This window comes from Stenotrophomonas sp. 1L-E-5-B-C3 (assembly GCF_057292075.1).
The window spans coordinates 129,612-154,315 of the sequence record NZ_JBXAWS010000002.1; the positions used below are offsets into that span (position 1 = coordinate 129,612).

The following is a 24,704-nucleotide window of genomic DNA, read 5'->3' on the forward strand; positions in this document are numbered from 1 at the left end:
ACTTCAATAGGGGAATCGCATGGCCATCAACGATCGAGACGAACTGAACCCTGCCGGCGCCGCGCCGGGGCAGCCCCGCATTGCCGCCCGGCCGAGTCCCGGCACGGCCTTCGGCTCGGCGCTGCGCAGCGGTGTCGCTGGAACCGCCACGATGGCGCGGCAGGCCGCCGGCGCAGGCCTGCGTGCGGCCGGTACCGTCGCCGACGCGGTGACGGCTCCAGGACGCGAAGCGGCGGGCTTCGTGCGTGATGCAGGCCGCGCAGCGGTCGGCGCAGCGCCGTCTGCACAACAGGGCCAGCCGTTGAGGGCGCCCAGCCAGCTCAATCCGATTGGTGGCGCCGCCGGCGCGCTGAGCCGCATTGCACCGGTGAGGCTCGGCGGTGCCGCGAAGCCGAAACCGACGCTCGGCGGTGTGAGCTCGAGCGTTGACTCGACTGCAGACCTCGCTGGTTCGCGCCTGGCTGGGCGGCCGTCGATCGGGGCAGACTTCACCGGGGTCAGTTCCAGTGTCAGTTCCACGGCGCCCCTGGCGGGCGCTGCAGGTGCAGCCGCACCCCGGGCGTCCACAGCCCCCGCAGCGGCTGCGCCGAGCACCTACACGACGCAGGACGGCCGCACTGCCACGTTGCCAGCGGGCATTACCCGAACCGTGGATGCCAACGGCAATTCGGTGTTCACCGGATCCGCCGCAACCATCGCAGCCAGCGGCGGTGCTGCGGCCGCACCGGCCGGCGCCACGCTGGCACCCATGGTGTCCCCCCTTGCGGCTGCACCTGCAGCGCCGACGGTCGTGGCTCCGCGGCCAACGCCGCAGATCGTGCAGCGTGGTCGCCAGGGCGGGATCATTGAGAACCCCGCCGACACCACGGTGGACAAGCTCACCCGAGCTATGGGCAGCGCCAGCCTGAAAGGCAGCCCGAGCGGCCGCGCCGCAGTAGCACAGGCAATCCTGGGCGAGGCCGGCGCGCGCCAGGCCGAGCGCGCATCTGCGCTCCGCACCCAGGATGAGGCCGATCTTGCCGCTGGCCAGGTCAACGCGGTTGCGGCACAGGGCGACGCCAACCGCGCGCTGCAGGCCGGTCAGTTCAACGCACAGATGCAAGACAACGCCGCCAACCGGCAGGCATCGCTGGAAACCGCCCGCATTGCTCGCCGGCCGGAGATCTCGGTGGCGGCCGACGGCAGCATGGGTGTTGTAGGTGGCGACGGTAGTTGGCGGGCGGTAACAGGCGCCGACGGTAAGAACGTGCGCGCTGCCCAGGCGCCGCGTCAGACCGGGGAGCTCACCGATGCCGACCGCCTGAAGTCCTACACCGATCGATTCAACGCCATTTCCGGGAACGTCACGATGGACGAAGCCGCGAAGACGACCGCCCTGGCCCAGCTCGATGCGGATCCACTGTATGCGGGGCTGCGCCCGCAAGAGGCCCCGCCTGTGGATGGAGCGCGTAAGGCACCGGACGGGAACTGGTACGTGCAGAACAACGACGGAAGCTACTCGAAGGTGAATCTCTGATGGCAACGTTTGAAAAGGTCGACGGGAATCCCTTCGGCGCCGGAGCAGCTGCAGCGCCAGCACCAGCACCAGCCCCCACAGCCACCGACAAGGTTGCGCGCCGACCGACGCTGTCCCCCGTGCAGGGCGACCCGTTCCAGAAGGTGGCCAAGCGCCCGGAGCGCTCCTGGGGTGAGGCGATCAAGGACACCGGGCTCGGCATTGCTTCCGGTGCCGCCAACATCCTCGGTGGCGCCGTGGAGCAGCGGAACTCCATGGAGCCGACCAACATCGTGCGGCAGGGCCTGCGCGCGCTGGACAGGCTGGGGGTCAAGGGCGCATCCGAGACCGCCGCGCTGGTACCAGGCACGCCATCTGAGATCTTCGGCGGGCGCCGGGCTGGCTCCGATAGCGCGGGCTTGTCGAAGGCAACGCAGCTGGCCACCGACTACCTCGGCGAGAGCCAGTCTGATGCGCTCAAGCAGGAGAAGCAGGATCTGCAGGACACCAAGGGCTTCTTCGCCAGTGCCGGCAAGGTGCTGTCCTCGCCGCGACTGATCGGCAATTTCCTGGCCGAGCAGGTGCCAAACGTTGCCGCGATGGGCGCCGGCACGCGCCTTGCGGCTGCGCGGGCGGGCGAACGAGCCTTGGCGGGTGCGTTGGCCAAGGGTCTCGGTACCGAGGCCGCTGAAACGGCAGCCACCGCCGCTGGTCATCGCGCGGCGACTGCCGCTGCCACCGGCATGACGACGATCATGGAGACCGGATCGGCGGGCCAGCAGACCTACCAGCAGGCGATGGCGCAGCCGCAGTCGGTCTGGGATGCCAATCCGGAATACAAGCGCATGGTCGCCGCCGGCGGTGACCCGCAGACCGTCAAGGAAACCATCGCGCGCGGCGCATCGATGGAAGCGCAGGCGATCACCGCACCGATCGCGGCGATCGCCGGCCGCATTGCGGCGCCGTTTGAAGCCGATGTATTCACCCGGGGCCTGGCGCGAAAGCCAAAAGCGATGCTGGCCGGCGCCGCGCGCGAGACTGTGGAAGAAGGCATCCAGGAGGGCGGCTCGCAGCTCGCCGGCAACCTTGGCCAGCGCCAGGTCGACCCGACCCAAGCAGCGTGGGAAGGTGTCCCTGAAGCGGCTGGTACCGGTGCGGCGATCGGCGGCCTGCTCGGTGGCGGCATGGCCGCCGGCGGCGCGATCGCCAGCCGCGGCGACAACCAGGCCGCAGTGGCAGCTGATGCGGAGCGGGAACGCCTGGCACGCCGGCCGATGCCGACGCCACCTCCGCTGCCACCGCCGCCGATCCCCCAGATGCTGGCGCTTCCGCCGCCGGAAGTGATGACTGCTGCACCGGACGGCACTATCACGCCTGGCAGGGGCCGCCCGGAGGTCATGGCCGAACCTGAGATGCGCTTTCCGCAGGGCCGCGGCATGTCCGCTCCCTTCGACGGGACTCGCGTCGCCGCGCGGCCGCAGCCGACGGTACCGTTCCCTGATGCAACCCCTGACTCGATCGCCGGCATCGCCAACCTGGTGTCCCAGGCCCGGCGTCCCACTGAGCCTGCGGATACCGCAACAGCTGCGGCAGCGCAGGCAGAACCCGTCGCCCCGCAAGCTCAGGAAGGGCAGGCGCCCCTGGTAACACCGGAAGTTCCGGCCGCCGCGGTGCCTCCGGCGCCTGCGGTCGCGCCGCCGTGGGTCGATGCTCAGACCGGTGAAGCGCTCCGAGAGCCGACCACGACGGACATCAAGCAGCTGCTGCACAGCGGCCTGCAGTACCAGGTCGAGACGCATGGCGGAATCAATACGCCGACCCTGCTGCGCTCCATGCGTGACCAGTACGGCCTGCCCAGCGCCCGTGTGCGCCCGCTGCTGGACGAGGTAAAGGGCGAGCGTCGGCGCGGCCTCACTGAGCCGCCAGCCGATGCCGGCAACCTGGCAGCGAGTGAGGCCGCCGGCGCGGCATCGCCGGCGCAGCAGTCGCTGAGGGAGGCCGCACCGTCTGCAGATCTGCAGCTGAATGGTGCCGCGCCGACCAATCGATCCGCCCCGGAGCCACAGGCCAGCGAATTGCAGCGCGCGCCCGGTGATGCGGCGGCGCAGTTGGACACCGGTTCGTCTCGCGCACCGGTCGCCGAGCCGCGTGCAGCCGGCGCGACGGAGACAACCGGTGTGGCCGGGACCGCTCCGGAGCAGTCCGTGGATGAGGCGAGCGCTGGCCAGGCCAACGTGCCCGCGCAGGCCGAAGTTCCGAAGGTGGCCACCGCTGCTGCCGAGGCTGCGACGAACCCGCAGAACGATCTGCCTGCGCCCACGGATGCACAGAAGGAAGCCGGCAACTACAAGAAGGGTCACGTCCGCATCAACGGCCACGACATCAGCATCGAGAACCCTGCCGGCAGCCAGCGGGATCCACGCTGGCCTGCGCTGAAGAACCACTACGGCTACTTCAAGGGCACCGTCGGCAAGGACAAGGACCACGTCGACGTCTTCATGACCGACCGCGCTGAGGATCCGGCGCTGCCGGTGTACGTGGTCGACCAGGTCAACAAGGACGGCTCCTTCGATGAGCACAAGGTCATCATGGGAACCGCGTCGGAGCAGGAGGCCCGGGATACCTACCTGGCCAACTACTCGAAGGGCTGGACCGGCCTGGGCGGCATCAAGGAAATGTCGCAGGAGCAGTTCAAGGCGTGGGTGCGCGACCCGAAGAAGACCACCCGCCGTGTCACCAGGACCAAGCCGGCGGAGGCAGCGCCAGCGCCGCAGCCAGCTACGAGCGTCGGTGAAACGGGGCAGATCGTCAGCACCGCGGCCGAAACCGTCGGTGCGACGGCAGAAAGCGGCAGCGCGTTGGCCAAGAACGGGACGGAACCTGCAGCAGCTGCAGCACCGGCCGCGGGTGAGCCTGGCCCGGCCTATACGCCCAAGGTGCGACGCATCGGTGGTTCGCCGCAGTACGACCGCGGCGACATTGGCACTCTCGGCGCCTACTTCACGCCGGGGCGCATCGTGAATGCCTACGGCAACACCCGGGATCGAGTGATTGAGTTTCGGCCGCCGGGGAAGGATCCGCGCTGGCAGGTGAAGGTTCAGCAGGTCGATTCCGCCGGCAACCCGCTACCTGACGAGGATCCGCGCTGGCACAGCACAATCCCGTCGCCGAACGACCTGGAGCAGGTGCTCGGCAAGCCGGTCGCGAAGGCGCGCAAGGCTGCCGCTCCTGCACAAAACAGCACCGCGGCGACCGACGCTGCGCCCGCGCTGCCGCAGAAGCAGGCCGCTGGTCCGGCGGTGATCGAAGACCTGGGTGAGAAGCTGGGCGGCGCGCGCAAGGATCTGGCCAAGCCCACCGGTACGCGACCGCAGCGCCGCGCTGACGCCGACGCTGGCGCCGAGGCGGGCCCGGCTTGGTCGAAGAAGTACGTGGCGATGGAAGACGCCCGCAGCCCGGGCAGCTGGCGCCTGTTCAAGGCGAAAAAGGGCCGCCTGGGCAACCCGTTGGCCAGCCGGCAGACCTTCGTCAGCCAGGCTGAGGCCGAAGCGGCAATCCCGATGGTCGAGCTGGCCCGCAATCATCGCGCCGTGGAGCGCGAGCCCGGCAACTGGGCGATCGCGCGCGACGTCACCGACCGCAAGCGCGTCTATCTCAAGGACGGGTTCGACACCCGCGCGGCGGCGCTGCAGTACATGGCCGAGAACGCGCCAGCACTGATCGACACCAAGACCACCGTGGGGGAGGACGCACTGCCGCGGCCGGACAAGGTCATGCGCATTGGTGAGGCGCGGCGGGAAGGTGATGTCCAGGGCCAGCAGTTCATGGACACCTTCGGCTTCCGAGGTGTCGAGTTCGGCAAATGGAACAACCAGGACGAGCGCCAGGAGGTGATGAATCACGCCTTCGATGCGCTGGTCGACCTGTCCGAGCTGCTGAACCTGCCCCCGCGCGCGATGAGCCTGGACGGCCAGATCGGCCTGGCGTTCGGTGCACGTGGCCACGGCCTTAGCGGCGCCCGCGCGCACTACGAGCGGGACTATGCGGTAATCAACCTGACCAAGCTCAAGGGTGCCGGGTCGCTGGCTCACGAGTGGATGCACGCCCTTGACCACTACCTCGGCCGGCAGGACGGCCGGGGGTCGGAACAGATCACCAACAGTCGCGGCGACAAGGTCATGAAGGCGTCGGGTGTTGACGACTACCTGAGCAATGCCAGCCGATTCCGGGGGAACGTGCGTCCGGAGCTGCGTGCGGCGTTCCAGGAGCTGATGGACACCATGCGAACCCGTGCCGAGCAGTATGTCGAAGACACTGCGCGCGCTGAATCCTTCCTGGGCAAAGCCCGTGACCAGGTGCAGAAGCAACTGGGCGATCTGCGTGCCCACATTGCGAAGGAGCGGGCCTGGGGATCGCGGAAGCGGCCGGCAACACAGCAGGAGTTGGCCACGTTCGACGCCGCGGCGGATCGGCTGCTCAACGGCGAGACGTTCAGCACCGATGCGAAGCCGACCAAGGGTGGCGGGGTACGGTTCACCAACGAAGAACTGGACGCACTCGACGGCGTCTTGAAGGCGGTTACCAACCGTACCGGCTTCAACTCCGAGCGCACCGGCTCGCTGGATCGATTGCGCGATGCGATGGGCATGTATCAGCGCCGGGTGGAGCTGTGGCAGTCGGCAGACGCCGGCGAGGCGAAGACCAAGAACGTGCCGACCTCGTTCATGACCGAGGCCCGAAAGCTGGACGATGGCCGCGTGGGCAACTACTGGACCGCGCCGCACGAGCTCCTGGCACGTGCCTTCAGTTCCTACGTCGAAGACCGCCTGCAGGATGCCGGCCGGGCCAGCGCTTTCATGTCCTTCGGTTCGGACCCGCGCTTCTCGGTGCCGGTCGGTACCGAGCTCGCTCGGCCGTTCCCCGGCGGTGCCGAGCGCCAGGCCATGAATGCCGCGTTCGACCGCTTCTTCGCCGAGGTCAAGCACGAAGAGACCCCGACCGGTGGTGTCCGGCTCTTCTCCCGCCGTGGCTGGGAGGCCGACTTCCCCGATGTCGTGACGGCTCACCGTCCCGGTCGCCTGAGCGCGCACGCGGATTACGCTGCAGCCAAAGCTGGCGACGACACCGCGGCTCTGCGCGTGGCGCGCGACGTCATCACCCCGGCGTTTGTCGAGGACGTGCGTGCTGCGCTGCCGGAGGGCAGCAAGCCCCTGGTGGTGGCCGTGCAGTCCCAGGAAGCCACAGGTAACAACCGCATTCCGCGCATGGCCGCCGAGGTGCTGGCCCAGCGCCTGGGACTGCAGGTGTCCGAAGACATCGTCCAGGCCGCCAAGGTCAATCGTAGTGCCGGCGATGCCCTACACCGGCTGGCCAACCAGCCCCCGTTCGCCGGCAAGGTGGAGAAGGGCCGCGACTACGTCCTGATCGATGACACGCTGACCCAGGGAGGCACCCTGGCCCAGCTGAAGACCCACATCGAGGACAACGGCGGCAAGGTGGTGCTGGCCACGGCTTTGACCGGCAAGGACTATTCGCGGAAAATCGCCCTCAACTCCCAGAGCCTGGCCGACGTCCGTGAACGCTTCGGATCAATCGAACCCTGGTGGCGCGACCAGTTCGGCTACGGCTTCGAAGGCCTCACCGAATCCGAAGCGCGCACCATCCTCACCCTCGACAAGGGACGTCTCGATGCTGACGCCCTCCGAGATCGAGTCGCTGCAGGCCGAGTACCGGGCCTCCGGCCAGTGGGCGAAGGAGCAGCTGGCCAAGGATCCGGAGCTGAAGCACCTGGGCCCGGCGGGCGGGTAAACCGATCCGCAGCTCCGGCCGCCAGTGGCGGCCTGGACTTCGACCGCGCGCTGCAGCTCAAAACCGCCCTGACCCAACATTGGGGCGAAAACGCGCCCAGCGTGGTCGTGGTGCGCTCGGCCGAGGACTTCCCGGCCAGCGCCAAGGTAGATCCGGGCTATCGCCGCGCCGAGGGTATGTACGACGGTCGGCCCACGGTCTGGATCAACGCCGGCAACATCGCCACCGAGCAGCGCTTCGCGCAGGTGCTGGCGCACGAGGCAATCGGGCACTACGGCGTTGAGTCGGTGGTGGGGGCCAAGGACTGGACCCAGATCGTTGACGCGATCGACAAGCTGGCCGCCGACGGCACCGGTACCGCTGCGATGAAGTCGGTGCTGGCGGATGTGACCAAGCGCTACGGCACCGTCGATCGCGAGACCTTCGCCAAGGAAGCGATCGCCGTGATGGCAGAGCGGGGGATCCGCAACAGCTTCACCAAGCGCGTCGCCGCCGCGGTCCGCCGCTTCCTGCGCCGCGTCATGCCGTCGCTGAAGTGGTCCGAGACCGAGGTTCGGGACCTGTTGAGCCAAGCCGACGGCTTCCTGCGCGCCGGCATGTCGGCGCAGGCGCAGCGGGAAATGGTGCGGTCCTACTCGTTCGCACAGCCGCAGATCGACGGCCGCGGCGAGGCCTTCCTCGAGCAGAACGGTGGTCGATTTCTCCGCCGCGATGATCAGTGGTACCTCGCCGACGAGCGCGGCCGACCGGCTGACTTCCTGACCCTCGGCGCCGCGCGCGCTGAGGCCGAGCGCACCGGTGGTCAGGTGCTGGCCGATCCGGTTGAGAGTGGGCCGCGCACCTGGAGCGTGGTGCTGCCCAACGGTGCCGAGGTGACGCGGGCGGCCCGCGGCCGTCTCTTCAGCATGCCGCCGGCAGACGCGCTCGCGGACATTGATGCTATCCAGCAGGGCATCCAGGGCGACGACGTACTGGCGCGTGCCCGGCAGAAGCTGAAAGACCTCAGCCTGAGCAAGGTGAAAGACACGTTGCGGCCCACCTGGCTCGGTGCACTGGCCACCCGGCACCTGACCGAGCTGGGGCGTGACTACTTCCCGACCATCGATCGCTATTCGGACTACCTGGCCGAGATGCAGGCCGACCGGAACAAGCTGCAGGCGGAGGCCGACACGATCGCCGAGGCGGCGCGCCAGTGGGCCAGCAAGAACAAGGCGGAAAGCCGGCGTCTGTTCGACCTCATGCACCAGGCCACCATGGACGGTGTAGATCCGTCGCGCGAGTATCAGCCCCTGCAGTTCCGGATGCCCGGCGAGAAGGGCCTGCAGGTGGTCAACCGTAAGAACGTGTTGCACGCCATCAAGGTGAAACAGCAGCAGATGCGGGAGCGCAGCGGCGACACCAAGGCGAACATCATGAACGAGGTCAAGGCGCTGAAGGCCATGCTGAAGGCAGAGCCACGGCGGCAACGGCAGTACGCTCCGTTGGTTGAGCAGTGGTCACAGCTGTCACCCGAAGCGCGGAGGTTCTACAGCCAGTTCCGTGATGCCTATCGAGCCAGGTCCGACGCGGTGGAGGAGGCCTTGGTCCAACGCATTGAGGACCTTAAGGGCGGCGACATGGTGGGAGGAACGGCCCTAAGCGATAGCAGTCGCCGCATGTTGGTGCACAAGGTTCGCGAACAGTTCGAATCCGCACGCCTGCAGGGCGTCTACTTCCCCCTGCAGCGCTTCGGCAAGTTCTTCGTTGCGGCGGAGAAGGACGGGACCAACACCTTCCTGATGTTCGAATCGCAGAACGAGCTGGATCGGGCTGTAAAGGACCTGGAGCGCAGGGAATGGGCTATTACCGCCCGAGGTATGAAGACGGAGGGCAAGGCGACGGACGCACCGAGCGGTTCCTTCGTTGCCGATGTGATCGACCAACTGCGGACGTCCCATGTCTCCGACGCTGTCCAGGACCAGGTGTACCAACTGTACCTGCAGACCATGCCGGAGCTGTCGATGCGCAAGCACCAGATCCACCGCAAGTCGGTGCCTGGCTTCGACCCTGATGCCGTGCGCGCCTTCGCCTACAACATGCAGCACGGGTCGCACCAGCTGGCCCGACTGCGATACGCCCACAAGCTGCAGGGGGTGCTGACCGACCTGAAGGACGCGCAGAAGAAGATTCAGGCATCGCCCAGCGTCGACACACGAAAGATCGTGGCGGGGGACGCCCTCCTGGAAGAGCTGGGCAAGCGGCACGAATGGATCATGAATCCGACCGACTCGGCGCTGACCAACCTGATCTCGTCGTTCGGCTTTACCTACTACCTGGGCGCCACGCCGGCGGCGGCGCTGGTGAACGTGACCCAGACCGCCCTGGTCAGCTACCCCTACCTGGCCGCACGGCACGGCGGGGTCAAGGCCATGAACTACCTGCTGGCCGCCAGCCGCGACGCTGTGCGCACCGTGGGCAACATCCAGAGGACGCTGACCGACCCCGACGAGCTCCGCGCCTACCAGGCGCTTGAAGCCTCCGGTGCCATCGAGAAGACGCAGGCCCACAATCTCGCAGGCATCGCCGAAGGTGGCATGACGAGCTACAACCCAGCCTGGAGCAAGGCCATGGAGATCATCGGCTGGGGCTTCCACAAGACCGAGGTGGTCAACCGCGAGGCGACCGGCATGGCCGCCTACCGCCTGGCCCGTGCAGACGGCAAGTCATTCGACGAGGCGGTGAAGTTCGCCCGGGACGCCATCTTCGACACCCACTTCGACTACAGCAACGCCAACCGCGCCCGCTTCATGCAGAGCGGTACCGCCAAGGTGCTGCTGATGTTCCGGCAGTACAGCCTGAACATGACCTGGGCGCTCGGGCGCATGGTGTGGCAGGCCACCAAGGGGCAGGACCCCGAAGTGCGCCGCGTGGCACGTCGCAACTTGACCGGCCTGCTGGGCATGAGCGCACTGTTCTCCGGCGCCATGGGCCTGCCGATGATGGGCATGATCATGGGGGCGCTCAATGGCATCCAGGCCACCTTCGGGGATGACGACGAGCCGTGGGATGCAGAGACCGAGCTGCGGGCTTTCCTCACCGGCATGCTGGGGCAGGGCGGTGCGGATCTGCTGCTGCACGGGCCGGCCGACAAGCTGACCGGCGCCAACATTTCCGGCCGTGTCGGCCTGGACAGCCTGTGGATCCGCGACGTCGATCGCGAGCTCGACGGCCGCGGCATGTTCAACAACCTGCTCGAGCAGGCCGCAGGACCAATGGGCGGGGTCCTGAAGAACGTGCTGGTTGGCAAGCAGCAGGTCGACGAGGGCCACATCATGCGCGGCGTCGAGACCATGCTGCCCAAGGGGCTCAAGGACATGATCAAGGCCGGCCGTTACGCCACCCAGGGCGTCAATACCCTGCGCGGCGACCCGGTCGTTGAGGACCTGTCGCCCTGGGAGATCCTGCTGCAGGCGAACGGCTTCGCTCCGGAGAAGGTGTCCAGGCAGTACGAGACCACCCGCGCGCTGAAGAACTACGAGCAGCACATCCTCGACCGCCGCAAGTCGCTCGTGAACGCCTTCGCCATGGCCCTGCGCAACGGCGATGCCAGCGACCGGGCTTCGGTGCTCAGCAAGATCGGCGCATTCAACAAGGCCAACCCGGAGCTGGCGATCACCTCGAGCGGTCTGCAGCAGTCCATCAAGAACCGGGCACGCTACAGCGCCAGGGCCGAGGCCGGCATCATCCTCAACCCGAAGTTGGCCGCTCGCCTGAACAAAGCCGTCACGGAGTAGCTGCTGCAACTTTCTGACCCGATCGGATCTGCTTGGATGAAAGCAGTGTGAAGACGCCGGCGATGGTGCCGGCTCTACCGATACAGGGGTCAGTAACCGATGGACAAGAAGGACTTTCAGGCGGTGGCCATTGGAGAAGGAAAGCAGGAGAACGCCCAGCCCATGGACAGTGGTGCTGGTTTTCTTTCCCCTGCAACAGGCTTGGACGTGGGGCCCAAGGCATCCAGGGGGCGGCACTCCCGCCGCCAGATGCTGGAGAAGGGCATGGAAGATGAGCGCTATAAGGCTCAGGTAGTCTCGATGGAGGCCTTCAAGGCAGGCCGGGTAGGGCAGGTCCCCCCGGAGGTGCTGCAGATGTATGACGAGCTGACCCGCGACCAGCATGCGCTGGTGCGGACCTCGACCGTGCTTCTGGCCGCTCTGCGTAGACGATTGGGCCTGCCGGACCTGTAAGGTCCACGGGGCCGCCGCGGCGGCCCCTTTCAGCGGCCAGGGACTCTCACAGCGCGATAAGGTCGGCGTGCTGTAATCCGCCCATGTGCTATTCCGCCCAGATCACCGCCGCATACCAGAAGCTGGTCCGCATGACCGGTGCCACCGTGTCGCTGCAGGAGTTCGCGGCGCTCTACGCCCACGACCCGGGCAAGAAGCGGCCCAAGACCCCGAAGGCGATGGATGATGCGTTCCGGGCCGGCACCAGCGCGGCCGAGCGAGCGGTGTGGGCAGAGATCCAGCAGTGGAACCAGGCCGAGGCCGCAATTCTGGAGCAGGAGCTTTTCGCCAACCGGAAGCGCCTGGCCGATGCGGAGCGATCGCTGCAGGCTAAGGAGACGAAGAAGGCCCGAGAAGACGTGCGGATCGCTGGCAACAAGATCGAGCGCGCCATGGGCAAGCTGGCCGACCTCAAGCGCGCCGACGGCAAGGACCGGGACAGCCGGATCTTCCCCGGGGTCTACGCCCCGGTGATCGTCTCTGAGGGAGGCAAGCTCACGATCAAGCCGATGCGCTATCACTGCCGACTGGCCGGGAAGCCGGCCAATTACGACCAGCGTTTCCCTGGCACCTACAACGCCCGCCGCGACAGCCTGGAGAAGTTCTGGGCACCGGCCTTCGGTCATACCCATGGCCTGATGGTGGTCGACACCTTCTACGAGAATGTGGAGGGGCCGGACGGCAAGAATCAGGTGGTGCAGTTCACCCCGCGCACGCGCGAGCCGATGCTGGTGGCCTGCCTGTGGTCGCATTGGGTGGACCCGGCCGGCAAGGAACCGGATCTACTGTCGTTCGCCGCGATCACCGACGACCCGGAACCCGAGGTGGCCGCCGCCGGCCACGACCGGACGATCATCAACATCAAGCCTGAGCACGTCGACGCTTGGCTGAACCCGGATCCCGCCGACCTGGCCGAGCTCTATCGGATCTTCGACGACAAGCGGCATCCCTTCTACGAGCACCGATTGGCAGCGTAGGGCGGCTGGACGACGCGTGGCAATAAAGTGCTCACAATCGCAGGCGCTGCGACCGCCATTCGTATCCTCCCGTCCATGTCACTTCCCGAATCCTTCTACTGGACAACAAGCTCCGCCGGCAAGGCGGACGAACCCCTGACCGTGATCGCGTGCGAGGGCGTGTGGTTGGTGAGCATGTCCCAGCGTGTAGACGACAACACGTGGATTGCGTCGCTGGATCGCCATCGGCATGGGCCCGGAGGGCCTTTCCGCAGATGCAGCAGTTACGAGCAAGGTCGCGCCGGCGCCGAGATGTGGGTGGCCAGGCACGAGGCGAGGCTGCGGCAGGACGTGGCTGAGATCTCTCGCTGGAGGGAAGCCGTAAGGGCGAACCGTTTGGCCAAGGAAACCATGAAGCGGCCATTTGCCTGGATGGAGTAGGGATCTGCTCACAGTTCCTCGGCTGCTTTGGCGATTTGCTCAAACCGCCGATTTGATCAATTCCTCAAATCGTTCAGGCAGGATATGAGCATTCCATGGAAGAAGGGGGCTCCATGCCTATTGAAATCCTGATCGCGCCAGCAGCACCCGCCGCAGAGGCGGCGGGGAACTTCTGGAAGTACGGCTTGCCGGTCGTTTCGCTTATTGCAGGCATCTTGCTGAAATGGGGCTTGGACTTGGCGCTCGAGGGTCGCCGTGATGCGGCCCAGGAGGCGAAGCGGATGGTTGAGCGCAGAGACGCGCTCATGGCGAGGCAGGCTGAGTCAGAGCGATCCAATCTCCTAGCGCTCCAGCCCTTATTGACCCGGCATGTGCGTGGTCTGTTCGTTGCTATGAATGAAGCCAAAGCGGCCATGGCTGAAACTAATGTGTGGAAACTGGACCTCAAGGGGCCAGGGGGTGAACAGTCCCGGGAGGCAAGGTTCGATATGACCCCCATTCGCGCCCGCCTCCACAACCGAGAACTGGCAAAAGAGATCACCGAATTTGTTGGCCTTCACATCAAAGCCGCGATGTCCGAGCGCGAGGTGAAAGTGCTGTTGATGCAGATAGGCCAAAAGTTCGACATCCTGTCTACGAAGATCGGCGAGGAGATCCGACGATTGGAGAACGCAGAACTGCAGCTGACAGAGTCTTCTGCGCGCTGACGTCCGCAAAGGTCAACATCAAATGTTGACCAAGAAGTTGACCAAACGCTGCCAATCGATGCCCATTTCTGCCCATCCGGCAGGCATGAACGAAAAAGCCCATCAAGCTAAAGCATTGATGGGCTTCGATATTCTGGTGTTTGCGAAACCGGCGCCGATGGCGTCACGGGGACAATGCACCCCCGGTTTCTTCAAGTCTTGCAAGGCTTTCAGGTTCCAGGTTGACCTAAAGTCGCCCAGGAGCCTGCCTAACGCTGCGAATGGTACGGCAATCTTCCTGAACAGTCACGCGCGGGGTGGTCTCGTGCCCCTGCCGCTTGGCACGTTGCCATCCCCGGGGAGGCATGCTCGAATTTCCTGACGTCACTCCACGGGCCTCCCATGGTCGTTTCCGTCAGCTCCGGCAAGATGCGACTGGGATGGGCGCGGGCGCTTGCCGCGGCCGTTCTGGCAATGCAGGCATGGCCCGTCGTAGCGGTCGAATCGCCGCAGGCGACGGTGGAGGTGGCTTACAGTCCATCGCTGGACCTGTTCAACCTGCTCGACAACCTGCCTGATTGGCTGCCGGGATACACCGCTTCGGTCTACCAGCAGGAGTGGCAGCGGCGCTTCGGCCTGGACGAGCAGGACCGCGCGTTGTTGGCTGCCTATGCAGCATTCCGCCAGCGCACGTCACCACTGGCGCGGGATCACGAGGTAATGGCCGCGGCAGCCGAGCGGGTGTTCGCAGGTGCAGACACCCGCGACGGCGATCCGTTCGCCAACCATTTCCTGGCGGCAGAATCGTTCGACGTAGCCGTCAAGGCTGCAATTGCCGGCCAGGACCACCATGACCAGGCCTTGCTGCGGCGGTATTACGCGCGCTTCGCCCCGCATGCACGCCAGCTGCTGGCAGGGCAGGCGCCATTCAACGCGCAGAAGCGCGAACTCGCACGGCAGCTGGCATCCGACCCGGTCGGCGGGCTTGCAGCGCAGATGCAGGCGTTCTTCAGGGTGGATGCGCCAGCCACCTTCCAGGTGCGTTTCCTCTGGTGGCCGGATGCGACGCAGACCCAGGCCAAGCTGCGGGACGGATACATTTTTCTGTTCTCGATGTTCGATGCCGAGGAAGACTGGGCACCGATCGTGATGCACGAGTACAGCCACTTTCTTTCAGCCGGGCAGCCGCCGGCGCAACGAAAGGCGTTGGCCGAAGCCTTTACGGCGTTGTGTCCCGCCGCGCTGACGCTGCGCAACCCATTGAATGCACTGGAGGAACCGCTGGCGATCTACTGGGGCCAGTACCGGTTCGAGCAGGAGGTGCGCGGTGACACGCTGTCGCCGGAGTCGTCCTGGTACATCCAGCCCCATGCAGACCAGGCAGCGAAGGCGCTCGCGGCAGCGTTCCCGGCAACAGGTCCTGCGCCACGCCTGGAGGCCGGCCCGCTGTTGGATGCAGCGGCATCTGTCTGTGCTGACGCCAAGGTGAAATAGCGTTGGGCGCTGCGCCGGGTGCACGCAGGGTTGATAGGATCAGGATCCCGGATATGCAGCTTATGGACGGATCCGATGTCGCTTGAAATCGCTGTAACGGATGAACCCAGCAACGAGGCGCTGGACCTGATTGGCAGTGGCCTGGACCAGTTCAATCTGGAGGCTGCAGGGTATGCCGATCGACGCGCGCTGGCGGTACTGGTTACCGATCCAGCCAGCGGCAAGGTGGTAGGGGGCCTCACAGGGCGAACGTCGCTGGGCCTGTGGTTTGTCGATCTGTTCCATCTGCCACCGGCATACCGCGGCAGCGGGCTGGGCTCGCGTGTGCTGAAGGCTGCGGAAGATGAGGCGCGGCGGCGGGGTTGCCGCTCCGGTGTGCTGTACACGATCAGCTTCCAGGCGCCGGACTTCTATGTGAAGCATGGCTGGACTGTATTCGGTGAAGTGCCGTGCGATCCGCCGGGTACGTGCAGGGTGTTCCTCAGCAAGGATCTGTCAGCGGGGTGAGCGCGGCCTCCACCCACGCGTATTGTCAATCCGCAACTTGTTGTAGAGCACCTGTCATAGCGGATTGCTAACTTCGTGGGCACGAATTTGCGACACACTGGCAACGACCATCCAAGCCAGGACAGACACGGAGACTGTGGGTGACCGATGCAAGCCAACAACGCAGCCTGCGACAGCTGATCGGGCCGGTCGGCGCCGATTACCAGCGGCGCGCTGTGCCGCCGGGCTGGGTCTGGGCGGTGCTGGCGGTGCTGCTGGCGGCCACCTGGCTGACCGAGCTGCCGGCTACCGCCGCCGCCGCGTTGGTGGCCAGTGCGGTGGTGGTGCATTGGTCGCAGCGGGGCCGGTTCCATTGGCTGGGCTGGCGCTTGCCGGCGCTGGCGGTGCTGGCCGCCCTGCTGTGGGGGCCGGAGGTGCTGTCGCAGTGGTTCGAACACGGGCTGGCCGTGGTCCTGATGTCGCTGGCCAGCCTCAGCATCGGTGTGCATGTGTGGCAGTCGCGGCAGATGGCCCGGCAGCTGCAGGGTGCGGCTGATTCGCTGGATGACGCCCAGTTGCTGGCGCTGTTGCCGGCTGATGCGGCTGAACTGGCGCGCAAATGGCGGGCGGGTGATGACCGCTACGCGCCGGAACTGGCCGTGGTGATGCACCTGGCGGTGATGCATGCGGCGCTGGCGCCGCGGATGCGCAGGCAGGGCGTGCTGGCGGGGTGACCCGCCTTTTGTAGAGTCGAGCGATGCTCGACTGCTTTTCTTGCCGAAGCCGAGCATGGCTCGGCTCTACAGAAAGCCAACGCAGTCGAGCATGGCTCGACTCTACATGGTCATGTGCAACGGCCTTACGCGTCGCGGTTACCGCGACGCATCACACGCTGCTTCTCGATCGCCCAGTCACGATCCTTGGCGGCATCGCGCTTGTCGTGGGTCTGCTTGCCCTTGGCCAGCGCCACTTCCAGCTTGATCTTGTTCTTGCTCCAGTACATCGCCGTCGGCACGATCGTATAGCCATCGCGCTCGACCTTGCCCACCAGCTTGTCGATCTCGCTCCGGTGCAGCAGCAGCTTGCGCTCGCGCCGATCGTTGGCCACCACATGGGTCGAGGCCTGGATCAACGGGGTGATCTGCGCGCCGATCAGGAAGATCTCGCCCTGCTTCACATAGGCGTAGGCGTCGATGATGTTGCCGCGGCCGGCGCGGATCGACTTCACCTCCCAGCCCTGCAGGGCCAGGCCGGCTTCGAAGCGCTCCTCGATGTGGTACTCGTGGCGGGCACGCTTGTTCAACGCGATGGTTTTGTTGGCCGTCGCGTTCTTTGCTTTATCCTTGCCGCTGTTCTTGCTCATATCCGTATTGTCTCCGATTCGGGCCCGCCCGGTCGATTGCCGAAACGTCCTGTATTCATGCCAACTATCCGCCGCAGCGCCCTGGTCGAACATTCGGCCGCACGCATGTTCGACCTGGTCAACGATGTCCAGGCTTATCCGCGCCGCTTCCGCTGGTGCTCGGCTGCCCAGATCCTGGAGCAGGGCGAGGACCGTCTTGTCGCGCGCCTGGACCTGGGCCTGGGCTCGTTCAGTACCTGGTTCCAGACCGAAAACACCCTGCAGCGACCGCACAGCATCGACATGCAGCTGCGCGACGGTCCGTTCAAGCAACTGCACGGCCGCTGGGAATTCCATGTGCTGGCCGAGGATGCCTGCAAGGTGACCCTGACCCTGGAGTTCGAGCCCAGCTCGCGGCTGCTTGGCCCGGCATTGGCGATCGGCTTCCAGGGGCTGGCCGATCGCATGGTCAACGACTTCGTCCGCGTCGCCGACGAGGCCTGAACGATGATCGAGGTCGAGGTGGTGCTAGCCTGGCCGCAACAGGTGCTGTCGCGCCGGCTGCAGCTGGAAGAGGGCGCCACCGTGGCCGAGGCCATTGCCGCTGCCGCGCTGGAAGGCAGTGCTGGATGCCCGGCCGTGGCCGTGCACGGCGTACTGGCGCGCCCGCAGCAGGTGCTGCTGGATGGCGACCGCATCGAGCTGCTACGCCCGCTGCTGGCCGACCCCAAGGACAACCGCCGGCGTCGCGCGCTCGGCGGTTGATTCCCGCAACCCGTCCGCGTGGACGGGCAGGGGGCCTCAGCGGCCCTTCTTCTTCTTGTCCTTCGGCAGGTTGCGGCCGAACTGGCGGACGGTCTGCTGGGCCAGGGCCTTGTCGTTGCCCGGGAAATACTCGCCTTCCCAACGGGTCACGTTGTCGTTCTCGAAGAACACGGTGAAGTTCTTCACCTCGGTACGGCCCAGGCGGTTCACGCGCTGGCTGGCGGTGTAGTCCCAGCGCTGCGCATGGAACGGGTCGGGAATGGACGGGGTGCCCAGCAGCGCGGTGACCTGCTGCTTGCTTTGCCCGACCTGCAGCTTGGCCACGGCATCTTCCCGGATCAGGTTGCCCTGATAGATGGGTTGCTTGTAGATGATGCCGCACCCGGTGGTGGACAGGGCGACGGCGGCGACCAACAGGAGATTGCGCATCGGGACTGGCGGTTGGGGAAATCAAACCGATGATACACTCCCGGCGTGCCACCGCGACCCAATCCGAGGCAGCTGGCGCTAAATCGCCAATGAACGGAGACCTATGGAAACCCACGACCTGCGTAAAGTCGGCCTGAAGGTGACCCATCCGCGGATGCGGATCCTGGCGCTGCTCGAGCAGCGCAACGCCCAGCACCACATGACCGCCGAAGATATCTACCGCCAGCTCCTCGAGCACGGCGACGAGATCGGCCTTGCCACGGTGTACCGGGTGCTGACCCAGTTCGAGGCCGCCGGCCTCGTGCTCAAGCACAATTTCGAAGGCGGCCAGGCCGTCTACGAGCTGGACCGTGGTGGCCACCATGACCACATGGTCGACGTGGACAGCGGCAAGATCATCGAGTTCGAAAGCCACGAGATCGAGGAGCTGCAGCGCAAGATCGCAGCCGACCACGGCTACGAGCTGGAAGAGCACTCGCTGGTGCTGTACGTGCGCAAGAAGCGCAAGTAAGCCGTTCCGGCCAGCTGGATGCGACAAGACCCCGGGCTTGCCCGGGGTTTTTCGTTGATGGGGTCAGCGCCCTTTCCCTGCGGGAAGGAGATCCGACCCCGGCCGGCCCCTTGGGGTCAGATCCCTTTTCCACCAGGAAAGGGCTCTGACCCCGGGCTGCCCAGCAAGGCGTCCAGATCCACCGCCTCGGCCATCGCCTTGTTGCCTGCATCGCCCGGATGCAGGTGGTCGCCGGAGTCATAGGCGGCAGCCATCCGTGACGGATCCGCCGGGTCGCGCAGGGCGGCATCCAGATCGATCAGCGCATCGAACGGGCTGTCGCTGCGCAGCCAGGCATTGAGCTGCTGGCGCAGCGCTTCTTTTTCCGGCTGGTAGTAGTCGTCCAGCGGCGTGCCGGGCAGGGCGCCGGCGAACGGCGCCAGGGTGGCACCCAGAATGCGCAGGCCCCGGCCACGGGCCTGGTCGGCCAAGGCGCGATAGCCGGCCTGCAGTTCGGCCAGCGTTGGCCGCACCTGGTTGCGGGCGAACGCGGTGCCGGGCCAGCTGATGTCGTTGATGCCGATCAGCACGATCACGCTGGCCACGCCGGCTTGGTCCAGCGCGTCACGCTGGAAGCGACTGAGGGCGGCGTCCCCCATCCCGTCGCGCAGCAACCGGCCACCGGAGATGCCGCCGTTGACCACGGCCACGCCTTGCGGTGCCAGGCGCGCCGCCAGATGGTCGGTCCACCGCTGGTCCTGGTCGAGGCTGGCGCTAGCGCCGTCGGTGATTGAATCGCCGATCACCACCACGCTGCGCGCGCTGGCCGCCGCCTCGACCTCGATGCCTGTCAGGAACAGGCGGGCAGTGGTGCTGCTGGCCCGGCTCAGTGCCTGGGCTTGGCTCTGGTCGCCGGGCGCAATCCAACTGGTCTGGCGGCCTTCCCAATGGAACGTCTGCAGCGGCGTCGGCCCCGGCACGAAGACGCTGACCTGCAGCGCCTGGCGGTCATCCGTGGCCAGTGGTAGTGGATCGCTCAGCCGTTCCTGGCCGGGATCGATCAGCACGCTGGGCTGGCCGTCGAAACGGAGTGGCTGCGGCGTTGCGCCTGCCTGTGCCGCCACGCTTGCCGCCTCGATCCGCAGCGGCTGGCTGCCATAGGCATTGCTCAGCCGAACCCGCAGCCGAGGGCCGCCCAGGCTGATACGCGCGGTCTGGCGGAAGGTCTGGTCATGCAGTTCGGCTGGAATCAGGGTGGGGAACAGGAAGCCCGCGTCCCACACCCGTTGCGGGCTGGCCTGCCAGCTGGCGACCCAGAGTGGGGGCGGGGCGGCGCTGGCAGCGCCGGACAGGACGATCAATGCGGCGGCGGTGAGCTGGCTGAAGCGATTCATTGGGCGGCCCAGAGTGGAGGGACCGCCATGGTGATTCCGCGCTCATCTGTGAACTAGACTGCGCATGGACAATCATCTGTGAACTGAATTCATAGTCATGGCACGACCCGACATCAACCGATCCGGCGAACTGGAAGTGTTCGTGCGGGTGATCGAGACCGGTGGCTTTTCCGCCGCCGCGCGTACGCTGGATATGACGCCGTCGGCAGTCAGCAAGCTGGTGGCACGGCTGGAGCAACGGCTGGGCACGCGCCTGCTGCAGCGTTCCACCCGCCAGCTGCAGCTGACCCCGGAGGGCTGCGCGTTCTACGAGCGTGGCCTGCGCGTGCTGGCCGACCTGGAGGAGGCCGAGCGTTGCGCCAGCGCGCATGCCGAGCCGCGCGGACGGCTGCGGGTCAATTCCAACGTGCCGTTCGGCCAGCATTTCCTGTTGCCGCTGCTGCCGGCGTTCCTCGAGCGCAACCCGCAGGTGGGCGTCGATCTGACCTTGAACGACGAGGTGATCGATCTGCTCGAGCAGAGAACCGACGTGGCGGTGCGCGCCGGCCCGCTGAAGAGTTCCAGCCTGGTGGCACGACGGCTGGGCGCAACGCGGATGATGATCGTGGCCGCACCGGCCTATGCGCAGCGGCACGGCCTGCCGCGCACCCCCGAGGAGCTGCAGTCGCACAACCGTCTGGACATCGGTCATGCGCGTGCGATGCAGGGCTGGCCGCTGCTGCAGGATGGTCGTGAGCGGATGTTGCTGCCCAGCGGCAATGCACGCGCCAGCAACGGCAACGCACTGCGTCAGCTGGTGCTGGGGGGCCTGGGCCTGGCGCGGCTGGCGACCTATCAGGTGCAGGAGGACATCGCTGCCGGACGCCTGTTGCCGGTGCTGGAAGAGGCCAATCCCGGTGACCTCGAAGAGGTGCACGCAGTGTTCCTGGGGCAGGGCGGTTACCTGCCGCTACGCGTACGCGCGTTCCTCGATTTCCTGGTGGAAACGGTGGATCTGGCGCGGCCGTTGGGGTGAGCCTGGTAGTGCCGGCCGTTGGCCGGCAACCTCACGATCTTCGCCCAACCGCGTCGGGGTGCCGGCCAGCGGCCGGCACTACCGTGCGGAAGTCGAGCATGGCCCGACGCTACAAAAGCGGGGCTCAGACCTGCAGCAGCTTGCGCGCGGCGGCGCGCGCTTCCTTGCTCACTTCCACGCCGCCCAGCATGCGCGCCAGTTCTTCTTCGCGTGCCTTGCTGTCCAGCTTCTCCACTGCGCTCTGGGTCATGCCTTCCACCGGCGCCTTGCTGACCCGGTAGTGCGCATGGCCCTTCGAGGCGACTTGCGGCAGGTGGGTCACGCACAGCACCTGGCGCTTCTCGCCCAGCGCGCGCAGCTTCTGCCCGACGATGTCGGCCACTGCACCGCCGATGCCCGAGTCGACTTCGTCGAACACCATGGTCGGCACCGCATCCAGGTCCAGCGCGGCCACTTCGATGGCCAGCGAGATGCGCGACAGTTCACCGCCGGAGGCCACCTTGCGCAGCGCGCGCGGCGGTTGGCCGGCGTTGGCCGCGACCAGGAATTCCACGCGTTCGGCACCCTGCGGATCGGGCTTGCCGGCGTCCTGCGGCTCCAGCTCGATCAGGAACTGGCCGCCGCCCATGCCCAGCTCGGCAATGATGCCGGTGGTGGTGGCCGACAGTTCGGCAGCAGCGCTGCGGCGGCTGGCGGACAGCACGTCGGCCTGTACGCGCCAGGCGGCGACGGCCTTGTCGATCTCGCCGGCCAGGCGCTGCAGGCGCTCGTCGGCGCCGCGCAGCTGTTCCACTTCGGCATGCATGCGCTCGCGCTGCGCGCCGAGCTCGTCCATCGGCACGCGGTGCTTGCGGGCCAGGTCGTGCAGTCGGCCGAGGCGACGCTCGTTCTCCTCGAACTGTTCGGGGTCGGCGTCGAGGTCGTCGTGCACCCGGTCCAGCAGCGACAGGGCTTCGTGCAGCTGGATCGAGGCGTTCTCGATCAGGCCGTCCACCTCGCCCAGGCGCGGGTCGTGCTCGATCAGCCGCGACAGCTCGTGGCGGACCTGTTGCAGCAGGTCCAGCGCGGAACTGCCGTCGTCGCCGTTGAGCTGGTTGCTGGCGGCCTGGCAGGCACTCAGCAACGCGCTGGCATGGGCCTGGCGGCGGTGGCTGGCGCCGAGTGCGGCGATCGATTCCGGCTCAAGGTCCTCGCGGTCGAGCTCGCGCAGCTGGTGTTCAAGGAAGCCGATACGGTCACTGACGTCGCCCTGTTGCGACAGGGCAAGTGATTCGTCGACCAGCGTCTGCCAGGCGGCAGCGGCACGGCGCACCTGGCGGCGCTCGTCCTCGTTGCCGGCATAGGCGTCGAGCAGGGCCAGCTGCGACGGACGCGTCAGCAGGGCCTGCTGCTCATGCTGGCCATGGATTTCGACCAGCAATCCGGCCAGGTCTGCCAGCTGTGCCAGCGTCACCGGGCGGCCGTTGATCCACGAACGTGAACCGCCATCGGCGCGGATCACCCGCCGCAGCTGGCACTGTTCCTCATCGTCCAGCTCGTTGTCGGCCAGCCATTGGCGCGCGGCCTGCAGCTGGTCCAGCGCGAATTCGGCGGAAAGCTCGGCGCGCGCGGCACCGTGGCGGACCACGCCACTGTCGGCGCGCAGGCCGGACAGGAAGCCCAGGGCGTCGACCATCAGCGACTTGCCGGCGCCGGTCTCGCCTGAAACGACCGTCATGCCGGGCCCGAACTCCAGTTCGGTGGCGCGGACGACGGCAAAATCCTTGATCGAAAGATGTCTGAGCATGGGTAAGGGGTATCAGCAGCCGCGCAACGCTAGCACGTGGGCGAGGGAGGTCCAATGACTTGCCAAGGTGATGCGCCGCCATTATCTAGTGTCCGTGTCTCACAGGTTGATTCCATGCACGGTTCTCCCGACCAGCTTGCCCCGCGTGCGCGCCATCTGCTGCGCTCGCTGATCGCGCGTTACATCCAGGACGGCGAGCCGGTCGGCTCGCAGACGCTGGCGCGTGTGGCCGGCCTCGAGGTCAGCCCGGCCACCATCCGCAACATCCTCGGCGACCTTGAAGACCTGGGGCTGCTGGCGTCGCCGCATACCTCGGCCGGGCGCATCCCGACCGCGCATGGCTACCGGGTGTTCGTCGACAGCCTGCTGCAGATGCAGCCGCCGGGCGAGGGCGAGCTGGCCCGCCTGCGTCAGGAGCTGGCGGGCGGCGGCAGCACCCAGGCCCTGCTTGGCAGCGCCTCGGAACTGCTGTCGGCGATGAGCCACTTCGTTGGCGTGGTCAGCGCGCCACGACGCGAGCAGTTTGCCTTCCGACAGATCGATTTCGTGGCGCTGGACGGACGCCGGGTGCTGGCGATCCTGGTGTTCGCCGACAACGAGGTGCAGAACCGGGTCATCGAGACCCGTCAGGACTTCGCGCCAGGCCAGCTGGAGCAGGTCGCCAACTACCTCAATGCCCACTTCGCCGGCCTCCCGATGGCCGAGATCCGCACTCGGCTGCTGCTGGAGCTGCGCGACGCGCGCTCGGAGCTGGAGCAGCTGCTGGCGCACAGCATCGAGCTGGCCGAGCAGGCCCTGCAGCCGCCGGCCGACGACATGCTGGTGGCCGGCCAGACCCGGCTGATGGGAGTACAGGACCTGTCCGACCTGGAACGCCTGCGCGAGCTGTTCGAGCTGTTTTCCAGCAAACGCGAGATCCTGCAGCTGCTGGAGCGCACCATCCAGGCCCCGGGCGTGCGTATCTTCATCGGCGAGGAGACCGGGATGATGCCGCTGCAGGGTGTCTCGCTGGTCACCGCCCCGTACACCGCCAATGGCCAGGTGCTGGGCGTACTGGGCGTGATCGGGCCGAAGCGGATGGCCTACGACCGCATGATTCCGCTGGTCCAGGCCACCGCCGATGTGCTCGGCGCGGCCTTTTCACCGGCCGGGCGCACTCCCGGAACATCCGACGCTTGAAACGCAGCATCCCGCCCACACTAGGGTGGGTGGAGGCGGAGATTGACCGCCAGGGACCCAGACATGAACCACGAACATCCAGATATCGAATCCCAGCAGAGTGCCGCCGATGCGGCCGCCGCCGCCGGCGTGAACGACGAAGTGGAGCGCCTGCGCGCTGAGCTTGATCAGGTCAAGGCCGATGTACTGCGCGAACGCGCCGACCTCGAGAACCAGCGCAAGCGCGTCGCCCGCGACATCGAGCAGGCCCGCAAGTTCGCCAACGAGAAGCTGCTGGGCGAGCTGCTGCCGGTGTTCGACAGCCTGGATGCCGGCCTGAAGGCCGCCGGTGACGATGCCCATCCGCTGCGTGAAGGCCTGGAGCTGACCTACCGGCAGCTGCTGAAGGTCGCCGGCGACAACGGCCTGGTCCTGCTGGACCCGACCGGCCAGCCGTTCAATCCGGAGCATCACCAGGCCATCAGCCAGGTGCCGACTCCGGGCGCCGCCCCCGGCAGCGTGGTGACCGTGTTCCAGAAGGGCTACCTGCTCAACGAGCGCCTGCTGCGGCCGGCGCTGGTGGTGGTGGCGGCCGACTGACCCCGCGGGGCCGGGAGGCGGGCAGGATCCGCGCCCGACCCGACGCTGAACGCGCCGGGCAACCGGAAACACAGCGTTCGGGGGATGGCTTGAA

18 protein-coding genes are annotated in these 24,704 nt (G+C 66.8%); 14 read left to right on the top strand and 4 right to left on the bottom strand.

Annotation, left to right across the window (positions count from 1 at the left end; all coding sequences use genetic code 11):
• Positions 1-19 precede the first annotated feature (19 nt).
• The 8 genes from AC0Z6F_RS03415 to AC0Z6F_RS03450 all read left to right on the top strand — a co-directional run bounded on the left by AC0Z6F_RS03415 (position 20) and on the right by AC0Z6F_RS03450 (position 16,365).
• The gene (locus AC0Z6F_RS03415) at positions 20-1,516 is read left to right on the top strand and encodes a hypothetical protein (protein ID WP_485616712.1); all 1,497 of its coding nucleotides are present in this window, start codon (positions 20-22) and stop codon (positions 1,514-1,516) included.
• Positions 1,516-11,076, top strand: coding sequence for a PLxRFG domain-containing protein (locus AC0Z6F_RS03420; RefSeq protein ID WP_485616710.1), 9,561 nt, complete (start codon positions 1,516-1,518; stop codon positions 11,074-11,076). The genes AC0Z6F_RS03415 and AC0Z6F_RS03420 overlap by 1 nt, the downstream gene beginning before the upstream one ends.
• Positions 11,077-11,175: 99 nt before the next feature.
• Complete coding sequence (locus tag AC0Z6F_RS03425; protein WP_100552266.1) at positions 11,176-11,529, top strand: hypothetical protein; 354 nt, start codon at positions 11,176-11,178, stop codon at positions 11,527-11,529.
• An 83-nt stretch (positions 11,530-11,612) separates the two neighbouring features.
• Positions 11,613-12,545: an SOS response-associated peptidase family protein gene (locus AC0Z6F_RS03430; RefSeq protein ID WP_485616708.1), complete on the top strand. Its 933-nt coding sequence runs from the start codon at positions 11,613-11,615 to the stop codon at positions 12,543-12,545.
• Between the two features lie 533 nt (positions 12,546-13,078).
• On the top strand, positions 13,079-13,672 hold the full coding sequence (locus AC0Z6F_RS03435) for a hypothetical protein (protein ID WP_485616707.1): 594 nt from the start codon (positions 13,079-13,081) through the stop codon (positions 13,670-13,672).
• Positions 13,673-14,053: 381 nt separating this feature from the next.
• The gene (locus AC0Z6F_RS03440; RefSeq protein ID WP_041864504.1) at positions 14,054-15,145 is read left to right on the top strand and encodes a hypothetical protein; all 1,092 of its coding nucleotides are present in this window, start codon (positions 14,054-14,056) and stop codon (positions 15,143-15,145) included.
• 75 nt (positions 15,146-15,220) lie between these two features.
• Positions 15,221-15,652, top strand: coding sequence for a GNAT family N-acetyltransferase (locus AC0Z6F_RS03445; protein WP_012510747.1), 432 nt, complete (start codon positions 15,221-15,223; stop codon positions 15,650-15,652).
• Between the two features lie 140 nt (positions 15,653-15,792).
• Positions 15,793-16,365 (top strand): hypothetical protein, encoded by a 573-nt coding sequence (locus AC0Z6F_RS03450; protein ID WP_448122815.1) that lies wholly within the window; start codon positions 15,793-15,795, stop codon positions 16,363-16,365.
• Between the two features lie 125 nt (positions 16,366-16,490).
• On the opposite strand, the gene smpB is transcribed toward AC0Z6F_RS03450, so the two are convergent.
• A complete protein-coding gene (gene smpB / locus AC0Z6F_RS03455) occupies positions 16,491-16,994 on the bottom strand; it encodes an SsrA-binding protein SmpB (protein WP_065722998.1) in 504 nt (167 codons plus the stop codon).
• 57 nt (positions 16,995-17,051) lie between these two features.
• On the opposite strand from smpB, the gene AC0Z6F_RS03460 reads away from it, so the two are divergent.
• Positions 17,052-17,477 (top strand): type II toxin-antitoxin system RatA family toxin, encoded by a 426-nt coding sequence (locus AC0Z6F_RS03460; protein WP_012510750.1) that lies wholly within the window; start codon positions 17,052-17,054, stop codon positions 17,475-17,477.
• Between the two features lie 3 nt (positions 17,478-17,480).
• Entirely contained in the window at positions 17,481-17,738 is a 258-nt protein-coding gene (locus AC0Z6F_RS03465; RefSeq protein ID WP_485616706.1) for an RnfH family protein, read from the top strand.
• A gap of 36 nt (positions 17,739-17,774) precedes the next feature.
• Here the strand turns inward: AC0Z6F_RS03465 and AC0Z6F_RS03470 are convergent, their stop codons facing one another.
• Positions 17,775-18,167: an outer membrane protein assembly factor BamE gene (locus tag AC0Z6F_RS03470; RefSeq protein ID WP_012510752.1), complete on the bottom strand. Its 393-nt coding sequence runs from the start codon at positions 18,165-18,167 to the stop codon at positions 17,775-17,777.
• 103 nt (positions 18,168-18,270) lie between these two features.
• On the opposite strand from AC0Z6F_RS03470, the gene fur reads away from it, so the two are divergent.
• Entirely contained in the window at positions 18,271-18,678 is a 408-nt protein-coding gene (gene fur, locus AC0Z6F_RS03475; protein ID WP_005409235.1) for a ferric iron uptake transcriptional regulator, read from the top strand.
• Positions 18,679-18,794: 116 nt separating this feature from the next.
• Here the strand turns inward: fur and AC0Z6F_RS03480 are convergent, their stop codons facing one another.
• On the bottom strand, positions 18,795-20,051 hold the full coding sequence (locus tag AC0Z6F_RS03480; RefSeq protein ID WP_485616703.1) for an SGNH/GDSL hydrolase family protein: 1,257 nt from the start codon (positions 20,049-20,051) through the stop codon (positions 18,795-18,797).
• Positions 20,052-20,148: 97 nt separating this feature from the next.
• Between AC0Z6F_RS03480 and AC0Z6F_RS03485 the strand changes: the two genes are divergently transcribed.
• On the top strand, positions 20,149-21,066 hold the full coding sequence (locus AC0Z6F_RS03485; protein ID WP_012510754.1) for a LysR family transcriptional regulator: 918 nt from the start codon (positions 20,149-20,151) through the stop codon (positions 21,064-21,066).
• A 124-nt stretch (positions 21,067-21,190) separates the two neighbouring features.
• On the opposite strand, the gene recN is transcribed toward AC0Z6F_RS03485, so the two are convergent.
• The gene (gene recN / locus AC0Z6F_RS03490) at positions 21,191-22,852 is read right to left on the bottom strand and encodes a DNA repair protein RecN (RefSeq protein ID WP_012510755.1); all 1,662 of its coding nucleotides are present in this window, start codon (positions 22,850-22,852) and stop codon (positions 21,191-21,193) included.
• Positions 22,853-22,966: 114 nt separating this feature from the next.
• Here recN and hrcA point away from each other — a divergent pair, with 114 nt between their 5' ends.
• Together hrcA and grpE are read left to right on the top strand one after the other, a co-directional pair.
• Entirely contained in the window at positions 22,967-24,031 is a 1,065-nt protein-coding gene (hrcA, locus tag AC0Z6F_RS03495; RefSeq protein WP_012510756.1) for a heat-inducible transcriptional repressor HrcA, read from the top strand.
• A gap of 63 nt (positions 24,032-24,094) precedes the next feature.
• Positions 24,095-24,610 carry a nucleotide exchange factor GrpE gene (gene grpE / locus AC0Z6F_RS03500; protein ID WP_004153267.1) on the top strand — a complete coding sequence of 172 codons (516 nt, stop codon included), beginning with the start codon at positions 24,095-24,097 and terminating at the stop codon, positions 24,608-24,610.
• Positions 24,611-24,704: the final 94 nt, after the last annotated feature.

What these genes read in the sequence shown, in the direction of transcription:
- AC0Z6F_RS03415 (WP_485616712.1), top strand. Translation starts at nt 20, where the DNA reads ATGGCCATCAACGATCGAGACGAACTGAACCCTGCCGGCGCCGCGCCG.
- AC0Z6F_RS03420 (WP_485616710.1), top strand. Translation starts at nt 1,516, where the DNA reads ATGGCAACGTTTGAAAAGGTCGACGGGAATCCCTTCGGCGCCGGAGCA.
- AC0Z6F_RS03425 (WP_100552266.1), top strand. Translation starts at nt 11,176, where the DNA reads ATGGACAAGAAGGACTTTCAGGCGGTGGCCATTGGAGAAGGAAAGCAG.
- AC0Z6F_RS03430 (WP_485616708.1), top strand. Translation starts at nt 11,613, where the DNA reads ATGTGCTATTCCGCCCAGATCACCGCCGCATACCAGAAGCTGGTCCGC.
- AC0Z6F_RS03435 (WP_485616707.1), top strand. Translation starts at nt 13,079, where the DNA reads ATGCCTATTGAAATCCTGATCGCGCCAGCAGCACCCGCCGCAGAGGCG.
- AC0Z6F_RS03440 (WP_041864504.1), top strand. Translation starts at nt 14,054, where the DNA reads ATGGTCGTTTCCGTCAGCTCCGGCAAGATGCGACTGGGATGGGCGCGG.
- AC0Z6F_RS03445 (WP_012510747.1), top strand. Translation starts at nt 15,221, where the DNA reads ATGTCGCTTGAAATCGCTGTAACGGATGAACCCAGCAACGAGGCGCTG.
- smpB (WP_065722998.1), bottom strand. Translation starts at nt 16,994, where the DNA reads ATGAGCAAGAACAGCGGCAAGGATAAAGCAAAGAACGCGACGGCCAAC.
- AC0Z6F_RS03460 (WP_012510750.1), top strand. Translation starts at nt 17,052, where the DNA reads ATGCCAACTATCCGCCGCAGCGCCCTGGTCGAACATTCGGCCGCACGC.
- AC0Z6F_RS03465 (WP_485616706.1), top strand. Translation starts at nt 17,481, where the DNA reads ATGATCGAGGTCGAGGTGGTGCTAGCCTGGCCGCAACAGGTGCTGTCG.
- AC0Z6F_RS03470 (WP_012510752.1), bottom strand. Translation starts at nt 18,167, where the DNA reads ATGCGCAATCTCCTGTTGGTCGCCGCCGTCGCCCTGTCCACCACCGGG.
- fur (WP_005409235.1), top strand. Translation starts at nt 18,271, where the DNA reads ATGGAAACCCACGACCTGCGTAAAGTCGGCCTGAAGGTGACCCATCCG.
- AC0Z6F_RS03480 (WP_485616703.1), bottom strand. Translation starts at nt 20,051, where the DNA reads ATGAATCGCTTCAGCCAGCTCACCGCCGCCGCATTGATCGTCCTGTCC.
- AC0Z6F_RS03485 (WP_012510754.1), top strand. Translation starts at nt 20,149, where the DNA reads ATGGCACGACCCGACATCAACCGATCCGGCGAACTGGAAGTGTTCGTG.
- recN (WP_012510755.1), bottom strand. Translation starts at nt 22,852, where the DNA reads ATGCTCAGACATCTTTCGATCAAGGATTTTGCCGTCGTCCGCGCCACC.
- hrcA (WP_012510756.1), top strand. Translation starts at nt 22,967, where the DNA reads ATGCACGGTTCTCCCGACCAGCTTGCCCCGCGTGCGCGCCATCTGCTG.
- grpE (WP_004153267.1), top strand. Translation starts at nt 24,095, where the DNA reads ATGAACCACGAACATCCAGATATCGAATCCCAGCAGAGTGCCGCCGAT.